This window comes from Steroidobacter gossypii, from assembly GCF_016801985.1.
GTDB classification, from domain to species: Bacteria; Pseudomonadota; Gammaproteobacteria; order Steroidobacterales; family Steroidobacteraceae; genus Steroidobacter; species Steroidobacter gossypii.
The window spans coordinates 609159-629017 of record NZ_JAEVLS010000003.1; the positions used below are offsets into that span (position 1 = coordinate 609159).

Annotated in this window: 9 protein-coding genes; 3 read left to right on the top strand and 6 right to left on the bottom strand. The window is 63.8% G+C overall.

All coding sequences use genetic code 11. The features are described 5' to 3' along the window. Window positions 1-2: 2 nt before the first annotated feature. The 3 genes from JM946_RS16500 to JM946_RS16510 form a co-directional block, all read right to left on the bottom strand. Window positions 3-1871, bottom strand: a complete 1869-nt coding sequence (locus JM946_RS16500; protein WP_203168439.1) for a S8 family peptidase — start codon at window positions 1869-1871, stop codon at window positions 3-5. A 182-nt stretch (window positions 1872-2053) separates the two neighbouring features. Then, a complete protein-coding gene (locus tag JM946_RS16505) occupies window positions 2054-2272 on the bottom strand; it encodes a hypothetical protein (protein WP_203168440.1) in 219 nt (72 codons plus the stop codon). Window positions 2273-2466: 194 nt separating this feature from the next. After that, the gene (locus JM946_RS16510) at window positions 2467-3372 is read right to left on the bottom strand and encodes a response regulator (protein ID WP_203168441.1); all 906 of its coding nucleotides are present in this window, start codon (window positions 3370-3372) and stop codon (window positions 2467-2469) included. Between the two features lie 169 nt (window positions 3373-3541). Here JM946_RS16510 and JM946_RS16515 point away from each other — a divergent pair, with 169 nt between their 5' ends. Then, window positions 3542-3973 carry an Hpt domain-containing protein gene (locus JM946_RS16515; RefSeq protein ID WP_203168442.1) on the top strand — a complete coding sequence of 144 codons (432 nt, stop codon included), beginning with the start codon at window positions 3542-3544 and terminating at the stop codon, window positions 3971-3973. Between the two features lie 78 nt (window positions 3974-4051). Here JM946_RS16515 and aqpZ read toward each other — a convergent pair whose 3' ends face one another. Next, the gene (aqpZ, locus tag JM946_RS16520; protein ID WP_203168443.1) at window positions 4052-4777 is read right to left on the bottom strand and encodes an aquaporin Z; all 726 of its coding nucleotides are present in this window, start codon (window positions 4775-4777) and stop codon (window positions 4052-4054) included. A 220-nt stretch (window positions 4778-4997) separates the two neighbouring features. Here aqpZ and JM946_RS16525 point away from each other — a divergent pair, with 220 nt between their 5' ends. Beyond that, window positions 4998-6083, top strand: a complete 1086-nt coding sequence (locus JM946_RS16525; RefSeq protein WP_203168444.1) for an OmpA family protein — start codon at window positions 4998-5000, stop codon at window positions 6081-6083. A gap of 146 nt (window positions 6084-6229) precedes the next feature. Here JM946_RS16525 and JM946_RS16530 read toward each other — a convergent pair whose 3' ends face one another. Continuing rightward, window positions 6230-7399, bottom strand: a complete 1170-nt coding sequence (locus JM946_RS16530; protein WP_203168445.1) for an OmpA family protein — start codon at window positions 7397-7399, stop codon at window positions 6230-6232. A 31-nt stretch (window positions 7400-7430) separates the two neighbouring features. After that, window positions 7431-8945, bottom strand: coding sequence for a sulfotransferase family protein (locus JM946_RS16535; RefSeq protein WP_203168446.1), 1515 nt, complete (start codon window positions 8943-8945; stop codon window positions 7431-7433). A gap of 431 nt (window positions 8946-9376) precedes the next feature. On the opposite strand from JM946_RS16535, the gene JM946_RS16540 reads away from it, so the two are divergent. Then, entirely contained in the window at window positions 9377-19801 is a 10425-nt protein-coding gene (locus JM946_RS16540; protein WP_203168447.1) for an autotransporter outer membrane beta-barrel domain-containing protein, read from the top strand. Window positions 19802-19859 lie beyond the last annotated feature (58 nt).

Genomic DNA, 19859 nt, shown 5'->3' on the forward strand with positions numbered 1-19859 from the left:
GCTTACTCCTGCCGAGCGGGAGCTGCGCTCGCGTCGGCGCTATGGTTGCTCCATGTATAACCGTTGCTCCACGTGTAGCCATTGCTCCAGGTGTAGCCGTTACTCCATGTGTAACCATTGCTCCACGTATAGCCGCTGCTCCAGGTATGGTCGGTGCTCGCCGGCGCGCTGCCGTCCCAGAGCAGTCCGTCGAGCGTCGAGGCGAGCCCGACGACGAGTTGCTCCACCAACGGCAAGGGCCGCAGCAACTGCGCAAGTCCGCCGAGCAGGTTGGCGATGGGACCCTGCTGCACTTCCATGACGTAGAAGTTGCCGTTCGCATCCTGGTTCGCGCGGCCGCCGTAGTGCTGCAGGCCGGCCAGATCGAGCGCCACGTTCAAACCTTGATTGGCGCAGTTCGATGCGGTGTTGTAGACAGCGTCCTGCGCGTTCACCAGTCCGGCGCCCTGTTGGAAGACCGTGTACGCGAGTCTTCCATCCGGGCTCACCGCCGGCCGGGCGCTCGACATCAAACGACACTTGACATCGTCCGGACGCAGTCGGGGATTCGCATCGAGCATCAGCGCAACCACGCCGCTGGTGACAGCCGCAGCTTGCGAAGTGCCGGAGAGGGTGAGTTCGTGGGATTGCGCATCGACCCACTGAGGGAAGCGCTGCGCGAGCGTGCCGGCGTCCGGCGCATATGCCCGGATGTGACCGCCCATCGCGACAACTTCAGGTTTCACGAAGCCTTCGTGCGTCGGGCCCGCGGAAGAGAACGTCGCCAGGCCGTACTCGCTTACGTTGTAAGGCTGATAGTTATCGGTCACCGCGCCCACGGTGATGACATATGGAACGTTGCCTGGCACGCCAATCGTCATCGGGCCAGGCCCGCCGTTGCCGGCAGCGGCGACCACGACGATGCCCGACGCCCAGGCGCTCATGACCGCCTGGTTGAGCGGATCGTCCCAATAATGGGAGCGGGGCGGGGCGCTCAACGACAGGTTCAGAACGCGAATGTCGTACCTGGCGCGGTTCGCCACCACCCACTGAATACCGCGAATCACGTCGAAATAGCGGCCGGCGCCTTCGGCGTCCAGCACGCGCACCGACACGAGATTCACACCGGGTGCGACCCCTTGATACTTCCCGGTCGCAGCGGCGCTGCTGCTGGCGATGATCGAAGAAACATGTGTGCCGTGACCGTTCGGATCGTCGATGTCACGGCGATACCGTTCGGCATCGGCCGCGTCATAGGCATCTGGCTGCTCACGCGCCAGGATCGTGTCGTACTGCGCGAGGATTCGCGGCTCGCGCCCGTAAGAGGTCCGCTGCAAGGGCCCCTTCTCCCGCCACAGTCCGGTGTCGAGCACGGCGACGGTGACTCCGCGGCCCATCACGCCGCCCTCGTGAAGCGGCGCGGCGGCGACTTGCGTTGGATAATACGTTTCAGCAGAAGCAGCAGCGCCGCTGGTGCTCACCATGGCGTCATCGTAAAGACGCAGACCGTCGACAGGCGCTTCGATCAGCGCGGCGAACTCACGGTCATCGAGGGCCGCGCCTACGGCGCGAATGATGGTTAACTCGCCCGTGACGACACCGCCGGCGCGTTCAACCGCGCTACGCGCCAGTTCCACGCTGGATGCTTGCACGATGTAATCGCGCCGAATGCCTGGGAGCGGTTTGGTCGTGACCGCCTGCTGGAGCTGGCTTGCCGCGCTGATGGAGGCGGGTACGGCTGCGACCGGCGGTGGTGCTGTTGGCGTGGACTTGGCAACCTCGGCGTCGATCGGGGCAGGTTCGGGCCACCGCGCCATTGCGAACGCAATGAGCAGAACGCTGATCGTGATGGCGGGTAATCTCCAGCGCGTGCCTTGCGTGGTCTTCTCCATCGAAGCTCTCCCTACCGTCTGGGCGTCATGCCTGGTCCATTGAACTTCTACCGCACGAGGTCATCTCGGCACAGATGGCAGCCGCCGCAAATGTGATGAGTCTCGCAGCCTGCGGATCGACTCAGGGAAGGTCTGATGGCAGCCCGGGCGCTAACCACGATGCATTGCTTGATCAGGCGCCATCACCCCCCGAGCGAGGCGTTGAGAAGCCAACCGAGTACGAGGCCAGTGACGAACAGCGTAGTCTGACGGCGCGAACCCTGGACCAGGCCGCGCTCGTAAGCCGCGCGCACTCGGACTTGCAGTTCCCGCTCGAAATAAGTTGCGAAACGCATCGGCCGCGGAGGCAGATCGTCCGTATGCACATCCGCAGGCGGCTGGGTTCTGTCGAGAGATTGCATCGCCCTGCTCGTGATCGTGGTCGCGGCGACTGTACGTGCGTGCCGAGCTGCGCTCACCCCGATCGTGTGCAGAAAGCATGCAATGTCGGCGAAGCATCGAGCCCACGCCGGGCGCTGTCTGCAAATTGAACTCTTCTCCGGTTACCAGGCGCCGGGGCCGGCCGCTATCTTCAACGCATGGGTTGCCAGCATCGTCAACCGCCGTTAGCGACGGCGGCGAGCTCCTGACCGACACGTTCCAGGTATTGATCGAGGACTGCTTGAGTAGCGGAATCCAGTGTCACGAAATCGCGGCGCGCGTCGGCGGGATCCGGAACCCGGGTGATGTGCCCGCCCTTGACCAGATCCTGAACACGGCGCAGCGCCGTCGTCGAGGACACGTTGTCGATCGACACACACAACGCGGACACCGAAAGTCTTTGGCCTCGTTGTTCAGCGCTGGCGAGCTCCAGCAACAGATGCCATGCGACATCGTCGAGCTCGCTCAACGGCGGAAACGACCGGCGCAGGCGCCGGACCTGCTCCATGCCGAGCAGAGCGAAATCGCGCGGATTGTCGGCGGCGGCTTTGCGCCCCGCGGGCGCGATGGGCTCGGCTTCCTTCTGCACCGGCAGTTGCGACCATCCTTTCAACGCAGCGGCCAGGGCTTCGGCCTGCTGAGCCAGATTGACCAACTGGGGCGATTGGGAAGCGCGATTGCGCTGTACCCGATCGACTGCTCTGGAGACTGCTTGCAGCAGCTCCTTGGGTCGCACGGGCTTGGTGAGAAAGTCGAGCGCGCCCAGCCTCAGCGCGGCCACCGCGAAATCCATGCGGGCGTGTGCAGTCAGGAAAATGACTCCCGGAGTGGCCTGCGCGGACACTTCGGTGCCGAGCCGCTCCAGAAACACGATGCCGTCCATTCCCGGCATGTTGATGTCGCTGATGACAAGAAGAACGTCGGGGGTCGCGCCGAGAATGGCGAGCGCCTGCTCGGCGCTGGTCGCCATCAGGGGCGCGTGGCCATTCGCGTCGAGCACACTGTGCACCAGTTGCAACGTGGAAGGATCGTCGTCGATGACGAGGATGCGTGGCTTCACGGGCGGCGGTTTGGATTCCATGAGGGCGGAATGACTCGCGCAAAGATATCCGCCTTTCGTGGCGGCAGTCCGGTGTTACAGGCGCGCAGTCTAGTCACCGTACCTCCCGCACGCCAATACAAGGTACGTTCATTCAGTGAATCCCTGAGCGCGGGCGTAAGGCGCGAGCAGATCTGCGAGCCGAGGAGGCATGATGGTTGCGCCGCTGCATGAATCGCGAAGCGTCGCTCAAACGAGCGATGGCAGTTCGGCCGATGTGCTCGAGCCTGCGGTGCTCGATACCGCATTGTTCCGGGAATTGCTCAACTCGTTCGCCGGAGATGTGGACATTGTCATCTCCATCTATCGCACCTTCATCGGCACGACGATGAAGCTCATCGAGTCGCTGGCAAGCGAGGACTGCGCAGCGCAGGCCAGGACGTTACACACGCTCAAGGGCAGCGCCGCGATGGTGGGTGCGGATCGTATCGCAGTCCTCGCGCTTCGCTTGCAGCACGTCGCCGCGAACTCGATTCATCCCATCGTGAAGACCCGCATCGATGAGCTCACTGGCGAACTGGTCATGTTCCGCAGCGCCTTGCGGGCCCAGGCTGACTTGTTGCAGTACCCCTCGGAGATCTGAGCTCGATAAGAAGCGGCGCGATCGATGGATCGCGCCGCCTGTCACGTTCCCGAAGTGTGGCTGTAGCGGACCGACTGCTCACCCGCCATTGCGGCCGGTGATGGCAGGTTCGGCGGCATCAGGCTCGAGGATGCCTCGATAAGCAAGGCCTGCGATGAGTGCGCCCAACACTGGCGCCACCCAGAAGAGCCACAGCTGACCGAGGGCCCAGTCGCCGACGAATAGGGCGGGCGCCGTGCTGCGTGCCGGATTCACGGACGTATTCGTGACGGGAATGCTGATGAGATGAATCAGCGTAAGCGCCAGGCCGATCGCAAGGCCTGCGAACCCGACCGGTGCGCGCCGGTGGGTCGCGCCGAGAATGACGGTGAGAAATACGAAGGTCATCACGACCTCCGTCACAAATCCGGCGGTCAAGGAATAGCCGCCGGGCGAGTGTTCTCCATAGCCATTCGAGGCGAACCCGCCGGCGAGACTGAAATCCGCGCGACCGCTGGCGATGAGGTACAACAGAGCGGCGCCTGCAATGCCGCCGGCAACTTGCGCCACGACGTAGGGAAACAAATGCGCCGCCGGGAAACGGCCGCCCGCCCACAAACCAAGCGACACGGCCGGATTGAAATGCCCGCCGGATATTGGCCCGAGCGCATAAGCGCCCGTGAGCACTGTCAGGCCGAAGGCCAGCGAGACGCCCAGGAAACCGATACCAAGCTCCGGAAAGGCCGCGGCGAGCACCGCACTCCCGCAACCTCCAAGTACCAGCCACAACGTGCCGACGAACTCGGCGGTCAACTTGGCGAACATACGTCCTCTTTGCGCTCGAAAATCGAATGAAGAACCGACGATCCGGGCCGAAGCCGCGGAATCTAGCCGCGCCTCGTGGATGAGACAACGACACATGGATGCAATTTGTACTCGTATCTTGTGCGGGCAAGGGTGCGGTTCCCTAGGATGCGCGCGGTCCTGGACGATGGGCTTCGTGCGAAGGCGGCCCATCGATGGCTTCAACAGCTTTAGAGATCCCATGAAGAACAGAATCTTGTTTTGCGCGATCAGTCTGGCGCTCGCATCGAACGCGCCTGCGGGAGAAGCGGGCCGCTGGTATGTGACGCCACAGGTTGGCGGGCTCATCACCGACGACGATAGGAATATCGAGGATGGTGACACGCTGGTGGGCTTGAGCGTCGGCAAACATGTGAGCGAGCGATGGAGCATCGAGCTCAATGCGAATGGCGCACACCTCGATGCGTTCGATCCGTACGCCGCCTCGCTCGATGTGCTGCGCGTGTTTCGCCGCGACGAGTCGTTGTCTCCGTATTTGACGGTGGGTGCCGGCGGCGTGCGCAACGATGTGAAAATGGGTCGCGACAGCACCGATTTCATCGCGCAGGCCGGCGCGGGCCTGATCTGGAAACTCGGCGAGAATAGCCGCGGCACCGGTTCCTTCAGCCTGCGCCCCGAGATCAAAGCGCGCTGGGACGATGTCGGCCGCCAAGGCCACTTCACGGATTACATCGCCACGCTCGGATTTCAGTTCGCATTCGGTGGAACGCCGCCCGCGCCGGCGCCGCAACCGACGGTGCAAGCACCCCCCGCGGCTCCCGCTCCCGCGCCAGCCCCGGCACCGGCTGCGCCGGCCGATAGCGACGACGATGGTGTGATCGATTCTGCCGATCGGTGTCCGGGCACGCCGCGCGGCGTCGCCGTCGACTCTTCCGGCTGTCCGCAGCAGGGCGAGATCACATTGGTGGGCGTTGGTTTTGAAACCAACTCGGACACGCTCACGGCCGAATCGCGTGCGGTGCTCGATCCGGTCGCGGCCAATCTGAAGAAATATCCGGAGCTGCAGATCGAGCTGCAAGGCCATACCGATAGCGTCGGCGCCGACAAATACAACTTGAGCTTGTCGCAACGGCGTGCCGACTCCGTGCGTGCTTACCTTCTTTCAGAAGGAGTGTCCGCATCGCAGGTGATGGCTCGTGGCTATGGCGAGTCGCAGCCGGTGGCGAACAACGGCACGCCCGAAGGGCGGGCTCAAAATCGCCGTGTGGTGATGAAGGTGCTGCGCAACCCGGGCAGCGTCGAAGTGAAGGGTGAGAGCCGGAACTAATCAGCCGTGGGAGACAACGACCGTGCGGCATGGATCTGCCGCACGGTCGTGAGTTGCTCGCGAGTCCAAACAATTGGATTCAAACTGAAGTCATTTCGCGAAGCTGGGGCGCGAAGAGCCGCGCCCCCCGCATACGAGCGCCGTTGCTATTGCGGAATGATCCGCAGCACCACGCGACGATTGCGGTCCCGGCCCGCTTCCGTGCCGTTGTCCGCAATGGGTTCGCTCTCGCCGTAACCGCGAACCCTCAGTTCGTTGGTCACTCCTTTCTCGATGAGATAGCGACGGACGGTCTCGGCGCGTCGCTGCGACAGGCGAAGATTGTAGGCTTCGGAGCCCAGCCCGTCGGTATGACCCGCCACCTCGATGCGCAGGTCTGGATTCAAGCGCAGCGTTGCCGCCGCTTGATCCAGTGTCGCGAACGCCTGCGGCTGCAAGCGATCGGAGTCGTGATCGAACGCGACCAAGGGCAGCTCGATCTCGCTGTTCAGGTCGCAGCCGCGCGCGTCGACTCGCGCTCCGGGTGAAGTATTCGGACAAACGTCGGGGGTGCTGTCCGGCACTCGATCGTTGTCGCTGTCGCGCTCTATCTCACAACCCTGCTGGTCGACTGTTTCGCCGGCGGGCGTGCGTGGGCAGCGATCGGTGCCGTCCGGTACGCCGTCGTGGTCTTCATCGGTCGGAGCAGGTGCAGGCGCGGGCGCCGGCGCTATCGGGGCGTGAACTGGCGCCGGCCGCGCGGCCGAGCCAAAGGCATATTGCAGACCCACGCCGAACAGATAGTCGACGCGGCCGCTATCGTCCATATCGTCGTAGCGGGCGCGAGCGTCCATTCGCAGGAACAGAGCCCGTCCGTCTTGGTTGGATCGATGTAATGCTCCGAGCAACCCGAGGCCGGCGTCGGCATAGGCATCGGTCGATGAGTCGGAGAGGTGGCGGTCCTTGCGTTGCGCGCCGAGGCCCAGGAGCAAATAGGGCGCCAGGCGCGTGTCGCGCCGGAACACTCGTAGTGCATCGAGCCCGGCGGCGTCCATCGTCAGATCGTCGCCACTGGAGCTGTCGAAGCGGCCCCGGAACAGGTTGAGCTCGAAGTTCCAGTCTGGATGGACCTCGAATCCCGCCGCAAACGTAAACGCGGCGTCGTCGTCGACGGCTCGATCGTCATCGAGGCGAGCGGCATTGAGAATCGGTGCGACATAGAAGCCCGAGCTGGGCCGGGCTTCCTCGGCGGCGCAGGGCTGTGCGAGCGCCACGACTGCACTGACGGCGATTCGAACCGGGAGGCGCGCGTTGGTAGTTTTGATGGTGTTACGCATAGGTTATGAAAGAGACGAATGCAATTTGAACTCAACTGTTGTCGGGCTCGGGTGCATAGCCCAAGGCGGTGAGCCAGGGCGTCAGTTGCGCCATGTAGGGCGCGAGCTGTTCCAGGTAATGTCGATGGCGGAAGACGGAACGCTCATGGAGCGCCTCGGTCACTTGCGCATAGCTCGGTGTCGCGGCGTAGCGGCGCTTTTCGTGGAAGCTCAGGCAAGCAGGCTCGAAGGGCAACTCCAGATACTGCAGGAGCTGACGGACCTGCTGCTCGGGTTGTCGCACGAGGTCCTCGTATCGCAGCGTGAATTCCTCGCAATCCAGTTCGCGACGATAGTGCTGGGCGAGATCGAACATCGCGCACAGGTGCTGTGCGATCGTTTCGATCCGATAACCGCAATTGAAGCCGTGCGTCAGCTCGTGCGATAGCATCGAGACACAGACATCGAGCGGATGGCGCACGACCCGGACGATCCTCGCGTTAGGGAACGCCAAACACATCAATGGCAGCCACATCTCGTTGAACGGCATTTTGTCCGTGAAGAAGACGGCGCCCGGTCGCAGTAGGCCCCGGGATTCGGCGCGAGAGAGATAATAGTCGCGCAGCAAGGTGACCGCGTGGCGATAGTCGGCGCTCCACATACGCGCCAGATTTTCCGGAAAGGGGGCGGCGTCCGGGCAGATGCGCTGCAGGAACTGCGACCACTCGCCGACGAATGTCAGCTCCCCTCCCGCCTGCACGGCGGAGTGACAGGCCAGGACCTGTTCGACGAGTGTCGTGCCCGAGCGCGGCAGGCCTATGATGAACACCGGCTGCGCAGTATCCCAACGCACCGTGGCTCGTGGCAGCAGTTCGAGATTCGCACGCACGAAAAACTGCTTCATGCGTGCGACGAACGTCTGGACGAGCTGCGCCTGATACTCGATGCTGCCGGCTTGCCTGGCGAGCTTGGACTTGCCCTCGATCCAGTCATGCCATGCTTCGCCATGGCGGCCGAGCCGATCGTATAAGCGTCCTCGTTCGAGCTGCGCGCTGCCGTTGAGATCGGGCGCTCGTTCGAGCAGCGACAGCGCTTGCTGATGCTCGCCGTCGCGGATGAGATATGACACTCGCAACAACTCGACATCGCGAGCAGAGGACACCGCGGCGGCTCGATCCAGCAGCTCGTGGGCTCTGCGCAGATCGCCTTGCATCTCGTGCAGCTTCGACCATTGCGCGAGCACTTGAAGATTCCCCGGAGCCAGCGCATCGGCGCGCTCGAAGCAGGGCCCGGCTTCTTCCGCACGGCCTTGCCGAATCAAGTTGATTGCAAGATTGGTGAGCCAGGCCGCGTGCGCAGTGTCGAGCTCGAGCGCGCGACGCAAGTGCCACTCGCCGGAGGATAGGTCGTTGAGCTCGGACAGGACGACGCCGAGCAGCGCGTGCGTTTGCGCATCTCGGGGATTGGCGCGCAAGGCGCTTTGCGCGGCGAGATAGGCGCCGGGCAGGTCGCGGCACGCCAGGGCCTCACGTGCACGTTGGAGCGAAGAATTCAGCGCGTCCGACATGGCCGCTATAGTGCCGCGTTCGTGGGCTGTTTGTTGAGCATCCGCTCGCAGAAAAAAAAGCCGTCGGCGCAGCCTGCGGAAGATAATAGATGCAATTTGAACCTTTCTCGGTCCCGCAACGTCGCAACACTTGATATATCGCCAGATAAAAGCGGGCCGAAAACATTCTGAGTACGATCACCCGAACATTCGTCCAACGCCTTGAGCGAGTTTGCCGAGACGTGATGGATGCGCGCCTGCTCGGTCTATTGCACCGTCAACTACACCGCTGCTTCTTGGTCGCACGTTGTGATGGAACACAGGGAAGCTGTGTCGCGCGTTCCCCTAATTTCGACGCCGACGCATTGTTTCATCAGTGCTCGATTGCGTAGGCAAGCAGATGAGGGCGCGCCGCCGAGCGGTGAGATGAGGGCGCGGAGTAGGAGAATGCAATGAATCGAATCTATCGCGTCGTTTGGTCCACAGTGCGCAATGCATGGGTAGTGGCGTGCGAGTTGGCGACCAGCCGCGGTAAGAGCCGCACCGCCGTCAACGGATCGAGCGCGTGCGAGCATCGGTGGTCGCGGCGGGTTTCTCCGCTGCGCTTGGCGGTTCTTGCTGGGCTGTTCGGGGTGCAGGCGACATCGCACGCTGCCGACCGCTACTGGGATATCAATCGCACCTTGCCCGGCCTGGGCGGCGCGGGCACATGGGATCTGTCGACGACATTTTGGGGAGCGGACGACGACGGCGTCACCGGCCCGTACGCGGCCTGGAGCAATGCCGCGCTCGACGACGCGTACTTCACCGGCACTGGCGGCGCGATCACGCTCAACACGCCGATCACCGCGCACAGCCTGTTCTTCACGGCCAACGGTTATTCGCTCACCGGAAGCACGCTGACACTCGCTGGCGTCAATCCCACGATCACCACGAACTCGAACGTCACGGTATCGATCAGCTCCGCGCTCGCCGGCACGGCTGGCTTGATCAAAAACGGAGCCGGGGCGCTCATTCTCACGGGCACCAACACTTTCAGCGGTGGAATCACCGTCAACGCCGGCAATCTCAGCGTCGATGACAATGCAGCGCTCGGCGCGCTCAGCAACGGCATCACGATGGCGGCTGGCACATCACTCAGCAGCAGCACCTCGTTGAGTGGCCGAACGGTGACCTTGAACGGTGGTTTGATCACCCTGGCCGGTGCGACGGGCACGGCCCGCTTTACCGGCGCCGGTGGCCTGGACGTGACCGGCGGTGGCGTGAGCCTGACCGACGATACGAACGACTACACCGGGCAGACTCGATTTCGAGGCAACGGTTCCCGCTCGTTCACTTCCATTGCGGACCTGGGGGTCGCAAGCTCTCTCGGGGCGCCGACGGACGCCGCGCTGGGCACCGTTGTCTTTACCGCGCAAAGCAACTACGGCGACACGCTGAGCTATCTCGGCGACGGTGACAGTTCCAACCGCAACTGGCAGATCGCCAGCGGCGGCGGCGGCGCTTTTCCCGCCGTGGCGACTTTGATCAACTCGGGAACCGGCACCCTGAGAATCACGGGAAACATTGCGGGCGTCGGCGGCATCACCACGATCGGCTTCAACGCCAACACGGCGGATTTTGAGCTGCTCGGCGTGATCAGCGACACTTCCACTCGACCGTTCAGCTTCGCAGGCAGCAGCACAGCGCGCAGCATCACGCTCGGCAGCGCCAATACCTACGCTGGCGATAGCAGCATAGGCGTCGTGACGGTGCGCGCTCCGGTGCTCGCTGACGTAGGACTGAGTAGCTCCTTCGGCGCGGGCACCGGTGGCGGCGGCGGAAGAATCAACGTTAGCACCGGCATCCTGAGTTATACCGGTGCGGGCGCGAGCACCAACCGCCCGTGGACATTCAATGGCGGCACGATCCGCAACGACGGCACTGGCGCGCTGACGCTCACCGGCAACCTCGACCTGCTCGGCAATGGAGCCACCTTCGGCGGCAGTTACACCGGAGGCGACAACACCGTTTCAGGCGTCATCGCCGGCACCGGCAATCTCACCAGTAACGGCTCCGGCACATGGGTGCTCACTGGAGCCAACACCCGTAGCGGCGCCATCAACATTCAGAGCGGCACGTTGCGTGCCGGCAGCGCTTCCGCGTTCGGTACCACCACCGGCATCACCATCAACAACGGCACGCTCGATCTCAATGCCTTCGATCTCGAAACACCCAATCTCGACGGCGCGGGTGGCACCCTGGCGCTCGGCGGCGCAAATCTCACGTTCAACGGCGCCTCGGCTGTCACAGGCGCGTACGGCGGCAGCATCACTGGCACTGGCGGCATCGTCAAGCTCGGCGCCAGCACGCAGACGCTCTCCGGCTCGAATCTATATACCGGCGATACCACCATCGGCGGGGGCACGTTGGCGCTGAACTTTTCCGCGACCGGCGCTCCGACCGCAGACATCCTATCGAGCCAATCGACGTTGAATCTCGGCGGCGGCAATCTCGTCGTCACTGGCGCTGCCGGCGAGAACAACGTGCAAACGTTCGACGGCGTGAACATCACGGCCGGCAACAACAATATCAGCGCGACCTCCGGATCGGGGGGCAGCATGTTGCTCAATCTGGGCGCGATCAATCGCAGCGGCGGCCTGGTCGACTTCGACCTGCCGACCGATGGCTTCATCACCACGACCAGCGATGCGCTCGGCGGCTGGGCCACCGTCAACAACGGCAGCAGCTACGCCAAGATCGACGAGAACGGCCGCATCCTCGCATTCACCGAGTCGGACTACACGATAGCGAACAACCCGGCCGACTGGGCCGACGGCCAGTTCATCAGCGACGACAGCACGGGCTTCAACACGCCGAGCACCGTCGACAGTCCGGATGGCACGTTGCAACTCGGCGGCTTGCGCTATACGGCCGCGAGGTCCACGACGCTGAACATTGCAGGCGGCGACACGTTGGGCATCGACGGCGCCATCCTCGTAACGCCCACCGTGGGAGCATTCAATCAAACCATCCAGGGTGGATCCCTGACCGGCATGGCGGGCGGCGGCACGCTCGGCATCCAGCAGAACAGCACCGGCCGGTTCTTCATCAACTCGCAGATCGTCGACAACGGCGGCGCCATCGGTTTCACCAAATCCGGCGGCGGCGAAGTCGTGCTCTCCAATACAAACAGCACGTACACCGGCGCCACCATCGTCACGCAAGGCACGTTGGAAGTGGCCAGCATCGCCAACGGCGGACAGGCGAGCAGCATCGGCCAATCCTCGGCGGCTTCCTCGAACCTGGTGCTGGAAGGGGCGGAGCTGCGCTATGCCGGCGGCGGCGAGACCACCGATCGCGGCTTCACCGTCAATCGATCAGGCTCGGTGGCCAATAGCACCATCGGCGTCGCCAACGCCGCCGCCAATCTGGAATTCACGGGCGTGGTGACTGGCGGCGAGGGGGCGGGCCTGATCAAAACCGGGGCGGGTACGTTGACGCTTTCGAATGGCGCGAACGACTACACCGGCATCACCAGCGTCAACGTCGGCACCCTCTCGATCACGACGCTTGCGAATGGGGGCGAGGTCAGCAGCATCGGCGCATCGAGCAGCGACTCCACCAACCTGGTTCTCTCCGGTGGCGGTCGATTGCAATACACCGGTGGCAGCGTGACCAGCGATCGCGGCTTCACGCTCGCAGGCAGCGGCGGTGTGATCGAAGTGACCGATCTCAACAGCACGCTTACCTTGGGTGGCACGGCGACGGGAACCGGCGCCTCGGCGCTGCGCAAGGAAGGCGCCGGCACGCTCGTGCTCGCGGGCACGAATACATACACTGGCGCGACGACGGTGAACGCCGGTGTCCTGCGCGCCGGCTCGGAAGCAGCCTTCGGCGGCCCGAGTCTGATGACCCTCGCAGACACCGCGGGAGTGACGCTCGATCTCGCCGGCTATGACAACAAGGTTGGCGGACTCTCGGGCGGCGGGGTCAGTGGCGGCAACGTGCTTCTGGGCGATGCCACACTGACGATCGGAGGCGCGAACGCCAGCTACAGCGGCACCATCAGCGGTGACGGTGGACTCTACAAAGAGAACAGCAGCGTTCAGACCATGGTGGACTGCAATCATTCCTACCTTGGTCCGACCACGATCTGGGCTGGCACGCTCAGAGTCGATTGTCTGGCCGATGGCGGAGCGCCCAGCGGCATCGGCGCGTCCAGCAGCGATGCATCCAATCTCTTCTTACGCGGCACGCTCGACTACACAGGCGGAGACGTCACGATCGACCGCGGCTTTCAAGCGGCCACGGGAACATTGAGCGTGTCCAACGCTGGCGCCACGCTGCAGCTCGACGGGCAGGTGACGGGCACGAACTTCTGGAAGGACGGCGCCGGCACGCTCGTGCTCTCCAACAGTTCCAATGCCCAGACGGATTACACAGGCATGTCCGGCGGCACGCTGCGCGCGGCGGCCAGCGGCGTCTTCGGCGCCGGTGGTCTGCGATTCAACGGCCCAAACGCGACCGTCGATCTCGATGGCTTCGACAACAGCGTGCGCTACCTCCACACCAATGTGGAGGTAGCGAACCAGCGCATCCTTCTCAACGGCGCGAACCTCACGATCAGCGAGGGTGGCGGCACGTTCTCGGGAGCGATCAACGGCGCCGGCACCCTGATCAAGAGCGGCGGCAGTGTCCAGGCGCTCAGCGGCTGCGCATCCAACTACAGCGGCAGCACCACCATCAACGGCGGCTGGTTGCGAGTGACGTGCCTGAACGACGGCGGCGTGGACAGCTCGATCGGAAGATCCAGCTCGGCCCCGACCAATCTCATCATCAACGCCGGATTGGAATACAACGGCGCGGGCAGCTCCAGCGACCGGCAATTCACCGTCGGCGCCGCCGGCGCGACTCTCTCGGCGGCCGGCACTGGTGCAGTGAATTTCACGAGCACTGCGCCGATCACGTTTACGGGCACGAATGCTCGTACTCTGACGCTGCGAGGCTCCAACACGAACGATAACACGCTCTCCGCCCAGATCACGGACGCAGACTCGGGCGTGGTTCGGGTGACCAAGACCGACGATGGCACCTGGGTGCTGGGCAACGAGACCAATACATACACGGGCATCACGCGCATCGACGGGGGCGTGCTCGCGGTGACCAAGCTCGCCGACGGTTTGCAGGCAAGCAGCATAGGGGCATCCTCCGGCGCCGCCACGAATCTGGTCATCGGCAACGGTTCGACACTGCGCTACACGGGCGCGACCGAGAGCAGCACCAATCGTCAGTTCACGTTGTCGCAAGGTGTCACCTACATCCAGTCGTCGGGTCTCGGCGCACTCAAGTTCACCAACACCGGCAATGTGACGCTCGCTGGCAGCGGCGATCGCACCATCGCGCTCGGCGGCACCAACACCGGCGACAACACCATGGGCGGAACCATCGCCGATGCGAGCGCCACCGGCAGGACCACCCTGGCGAAGAACGATTCGGGCACCTGGATTCTCACCGGCAACAACACCTACACCGGCAACACCGTCATCAACGCCGGCAATCTGATGATCGGCAATGGCGGCAACACCGGCAATGCCGGCGCCGGCAATGTGATCGTCGACTCGGCTGCTTCAACCTTATCCATCAACCGTAGCGACACGTTCGACTTCAACGGCACCCTCAGCGGTCCGGGCCGGCTCGCGCAGGTCGGCGCCGGAACCACGCGTCTCACGTCTACCAGTAACAGCATCGGCGCGACGACCGTCAGCGCCGGCACCCTCGAGGTTGACGGCGCGCTCAGTTCATCGACGTTCGCGATGAACGGCGCATCGACGCTGAACGTGGATGGCACGGTGCAGGGGGCGAATGGCGCGGCGTCGACATTCACGGGCGACTCCGGTGCCAGCACCATCAATGTGAGAACCGGCGGGACGCTGGTTGCGAGTGGCGATCTCGGCGACGGTAGCGACGTACTGAACCTGACGGGCACTCTGAGCACGACCGCTGGTGTGCTCAACCTCGGCGCGGGCAATGACACGTTCACGTTGAACGACGGTGCCATCATCAACGGATTGGGTGTGAACGCGGGCGCGGCGACCACAGGAGACGTCCTGCTCTTGAACAACGCGGCGGCACTCACGTTCAACGGCGGCACGACCATCGGCTTCGAGACGCTGCTCAAACAGAACAGCGGCGTCGCGACCATGACGGGCACTCAAACCTTCACCGCGGGCACGACGATCGACGCCGGCACGCTCGATGTGGATGGCACATTGCAGACGAGCACCGTGGCAGTAAACAACGGCGCGACGCTGAACGTCGACGGCGCCGTGCAAGCAGCCACTGCGGCTCTGAGCGATGGCGCGATCTTGAACGTCGCTGGCACCATGCAGGCCGCCGGCGGAACGCCGACCGCGATTACCGGTACGGCCGGCGCCAACACAATCGTGATCGAGCAAGGCGCAATCTTGCGTGGCAGCGGCGATCTTGGCGACGGCAACGACGTGCTCGATGTCGCTGGCACTTTGAACACAGGCGGTGGCACGTTCTCGCTCGGCGCTGGCAACGATACGTTCGTCGTGCACGACACCACGGCTGTGATCGGCACGCTCGACGCCGGTGCTGGCGACGATATGCTCAACGTGAACGTGAGCGCCGGAAGCGTCGTGCCTCTCGGCAGCACGACAGGGTTCGAATCGCTCGGCAAGTCTGGCTTCGGCCAGCTTGCGATCAATGGACCGTCCGACTTTGTCGATGTGCAGGTACAGGCCGGCGTGCTCGATGTGACATCGACCGGCAGCATCGAAACCCACCTGGCGACAGTGAGTTCGGGAGCAACGCTGAACGTGGATGGCTCGTTGCTGTTCACGGCAGGCGCCGACCAGTTCACGATCGCCGGCAATGTGACAGGCGGCGGCAACGTCGACATGCTGGATGGCGATGACGTCCTCACCATTCAGGACGGCGCGGCCATCAACATTGCAATCGATGCCGGCAGCGCCGTCACTGGCGACATCGTGACGCTCGACAGCGCGGCCGCACTCACGTTCGACGGCACGAACGTTACCGGCTTCGAACAGTTGGTCAAGCAAAACGCAGGCACAGCGACGCTGGCAGGAACTCACAACTACGACGTCGCCACGATCAACGGCGGCACGCTCGACGTCGATGGGACTCTCGATGCGGGGACCGTCGCGTTGACGGATGGCGCCACGTTGAATGTCGACGGCGTCGTGCGGGCGAGCGCTATGGCTCCAACCTCACTCACCGGCACAGCCGGAGTGAATATCGTCGCGGTCGGCGCCGGCGGCAACTTGCTTGCGACGGGCGACCTTGGCGACGGCGCCGATGTGCTCGACGTCTCCGGCACGCTCGACACAGGCGGCGGCACGCTGTCGCTTGGCGACGGCAACGACTCGTTCGTGATTCATGATGGCACGAATGTCATTGGCACGGTCGAGGGCGGAGCCGGTCTGGACACGCGCGTTTACGACATCAACCTGACAGCCGATGTCGGCGCGCTTTCGGGATTCGAAGGCCTGACGAAGACCGGCACTGGTGTGCTCAACATTAATGGCCCCGGCACGTCGGTTTTCGAGCAGGTCGAAGCGCTCGGCGGCACGCTGAACGTCGCGGCCGGCGGCGCCGTGGACGGCGTATCGAGCACGAGCGTCGGTCCGCAAGGAACGCTGCAGGTGGACGGTACATACAGCGGTACTGCGGGCAACGACACATTTACGGCGGCGGGCACGGTCAGCGGCGCCGGCACGATCGATCTTGGCGACGGCGACGACGTGCTGACCATTCAAGACGGCGCCGCATTGAACATGGTGATCGATGGCGGCGCTGCGAATGACACTGTCGCACTCGATAGTGCGTCGGCACTGACGTTCGCAGGCGCAGAGGTCTCAGGCTTCGAGCGACTCCTGAAACAGAACGTGGGCACAGCGACGTTGGTTGGTGTGCACAGCTACGACAACACTACCGTCGAAGGCGGTACGCTCGATGTCGAGGGCGTCGTCGAGACTGGCACGTTGTTTGTAAACGACGGGACGACGCTCAGGATCGACGGCACGGTGCAGGCACTCGGCGCGGCGCAAACGGCGATCACGGGGAGTGCCGGTGTGGATACAGTCGTCGTGAACGCGGGTGGCAGTCTGCTCGCCACCGGCGACCTCGGCGAGGGTGACGACGTGCTCGACGTTGCCGGTACGCTCGATACCGGCGCCGGCGCACTGTCGCTAGGCGACGGCGATGATTCGTTCGTGATCCATGACGGCACGATCGTTCTTGGTACGGTGGCGGGCGGCGCAGGTGTCGATACGCGAGTTTATGACATCACGGGCACGGCACAGCTCGGCGCGCTTCAAGAGTTCGAAGGACTCACGAAGCGCAACACGGGCACGCTCACGATCACCGGCCCTGCGGCCACGACAGGACTGCTCGAAGTCGCCGTCGAAGGCGGCACGCTCGGCATCGAAGCGAATGGCAACGTGACGGGCGTGCAGACGGCGACCGTCGCGGCCGGCGCGACCCTGAATGTCGATGGCGATTTCGGCTTTACCCTGGGCGGCGACACGTTCACCGTCGCCGGAAACGTCGCTGGCCGCGGCTCCATCGACATGCTCGACGGCGACGATCAGCTAACGCTGCTCGACGGCGCGGACCTGAGCGGCCTCGCGACCGCGCTGGAAGGTGGGGCCGGTCACGACACGCTGACCCTCGATGTCGACTCGGCCGCAAGGTTGGGTGGCGCAACCGGCTTCGAAACGTTGATCAAGCAGGGCAACGGAGCAGCAACGATCGCCGGGCCCGCCGGCTCTAGATTCGATACGGTGCTGGTGCGCGCAGGCGTGCTCGAAGTGGCGGTCGGTGCAGTGGTGGATCCGGTGACGACCGTCGTCGACGCGGGTGCGACGATGATGGTAGATGGCATTTATAACGGCACCGCGGATGCCGACACTTTCACGCTGTCCGGCACGCTCGCTGGCAGCGGCACGATCGACCTGCTCGCGGGTGACGACGTTCTGACGATCAACACCGGCTCGGACGTGTCGTTTAGCGGTGTGTTCGATGCGAACGCCGCGACCGCGGACCGGTTTGTGCTCGCCGGCGCCGGCGCCGATGCGTTCGACGCGAGCCTCATTGGCGCCGTGTTCCAGAACTTCGACGAATTCCGCAAGGAAGGAACAGGCACGTGGCGCTTGACCGGCAGCGGCGCGCAACATTGGACCGTTGCGGAAGGAACATTGATCGGCGACAGCACCAGTCTCGCAGGGGACATCGACAACGCTGCAACGGTGATCTTCGATCAGGCGACCGACGGGTCGTATGCAGGAGTGCTGTCTGGCAGCGGTACGCTGATCAAACAAAACACCGGCACGCTCGCAATGACGGCCACTCACGCCTTTGCCGGCGATACGCAGATCCAGAGCGGAACCTTAGAGGTCGACGGCGTGCTCCCGGGCACTGTTACGGTGGGATCTGGTGGCACGCTATCTGGTGTCGGCATGGTGATGGATGTGAGATCGCTCGCGGGTGGTTTCGTCGCACCCGGCACGTCAGCGAATCCGTTCGGTACGCTGACAATCGCGGGCAATTACGATGGCGCGGGCGCTGTGCGCATCAACACCGAGCTCGGCAACGAAAGCTCCCCGACGAGCCGGCTGGTCATTCAGGGAAATGTGAGCGGCGCGTCCACGGTTGTCGTCAGTCGCGCTGGCGGAAACGGCGCGGCCACGGCCGGCGATGGCATCGAGATCATTCAAGTCGACGGCGCGAGCGCGGCCGACAGCTTCCGACTGGCGCGGCCGGTTCAGGCGGGAGCGTATGAATATTTGCTGTATCAGGGCGGCGCGGCGGATGCGAACGACTGGTACCTGCGCTCGGAATTGATCGATCCCGACGCGCCCATCGATCCGGAGCAGCCGCCCACGCCCGCGTTCCGACCCGGGGCGGCGGGCTATGTGCTGGGGCATCAGGCCAATCTCGAGTATGGCTTCTCGGCATTGGGCAACTTGCGTGCGCGCGTGGGCGATCAGGGGCGTGTCACTGGCGCTGAATCTGACAATCATGCAGCGGATGCATGGATGAGGGTGTACGCGCACGAGCTCGATATCTCGGGCGCACGCTTCGAGACGGAGGATCTGAAGATGTCAACAGTGCATTTCGGCACCGACGTTTACTCGCATCAGGTCGGCAAGGCGAGCGTGCACCTGGGTGTGATGGCGAGCGTTGGCGAGAGCACGGCCACGTTCTTCGACGCCGCTCGCTCGGCAGCAGGCCTTGCGCCGCGCGCCGGCGAAGTAGAGAGCGATGTCATCGGTGGCGGCCTGTACTGGACGCGTCATGGCGGCGGCGGAGGCTATCTCGATCTAACGGCACAGCTGCTTCACTACCGCAACCGCTACCAGGATCAATATCTCGCGGCCAGCCATCAAAGCGGCTGGGGCGGCACGTTGTCGGCAGAAATCGGCAAAGCATTCGCGCTCGGTGGCAAGTGGCTGCTGGAGCCGCAGCTGCAGCTTGCGTATCAACGCCTCGAGTTGGGCGATTTCACGGATGAGGTTTCAGCAGTGTCGGCAGTTGACGAAGACGCGCTGCGTGGGCGCGCGGCCTTGCAGTTGCTGCGTGCTCCGAGTCGCTGGCTCGGAATGGACGACGCATCGCCTTACATCGGTGTGGGTGTCCAGCGGGATTTCAGGGACGCGGACTCGATCATGATAGGCAGCACGACCCTTGGCGAGGAGATTCCAGATACCACTGGCGATGCGAGCGTGGGTTTCACGGGAAGCGTTCGTCCCGGCATCGAGCTGCATCTCGACCTGCGTTATCAGAAGTCGACCGAGGGAGAAAGGGACGGCGTGCGCGGCAACTTCGGATTCCGCATGACGTTCTGAGCCCTGGATGCTTTTCGAAGCGCTCGGGGTCCCGAGCACTTCCGCTCGTCTGCAGTTT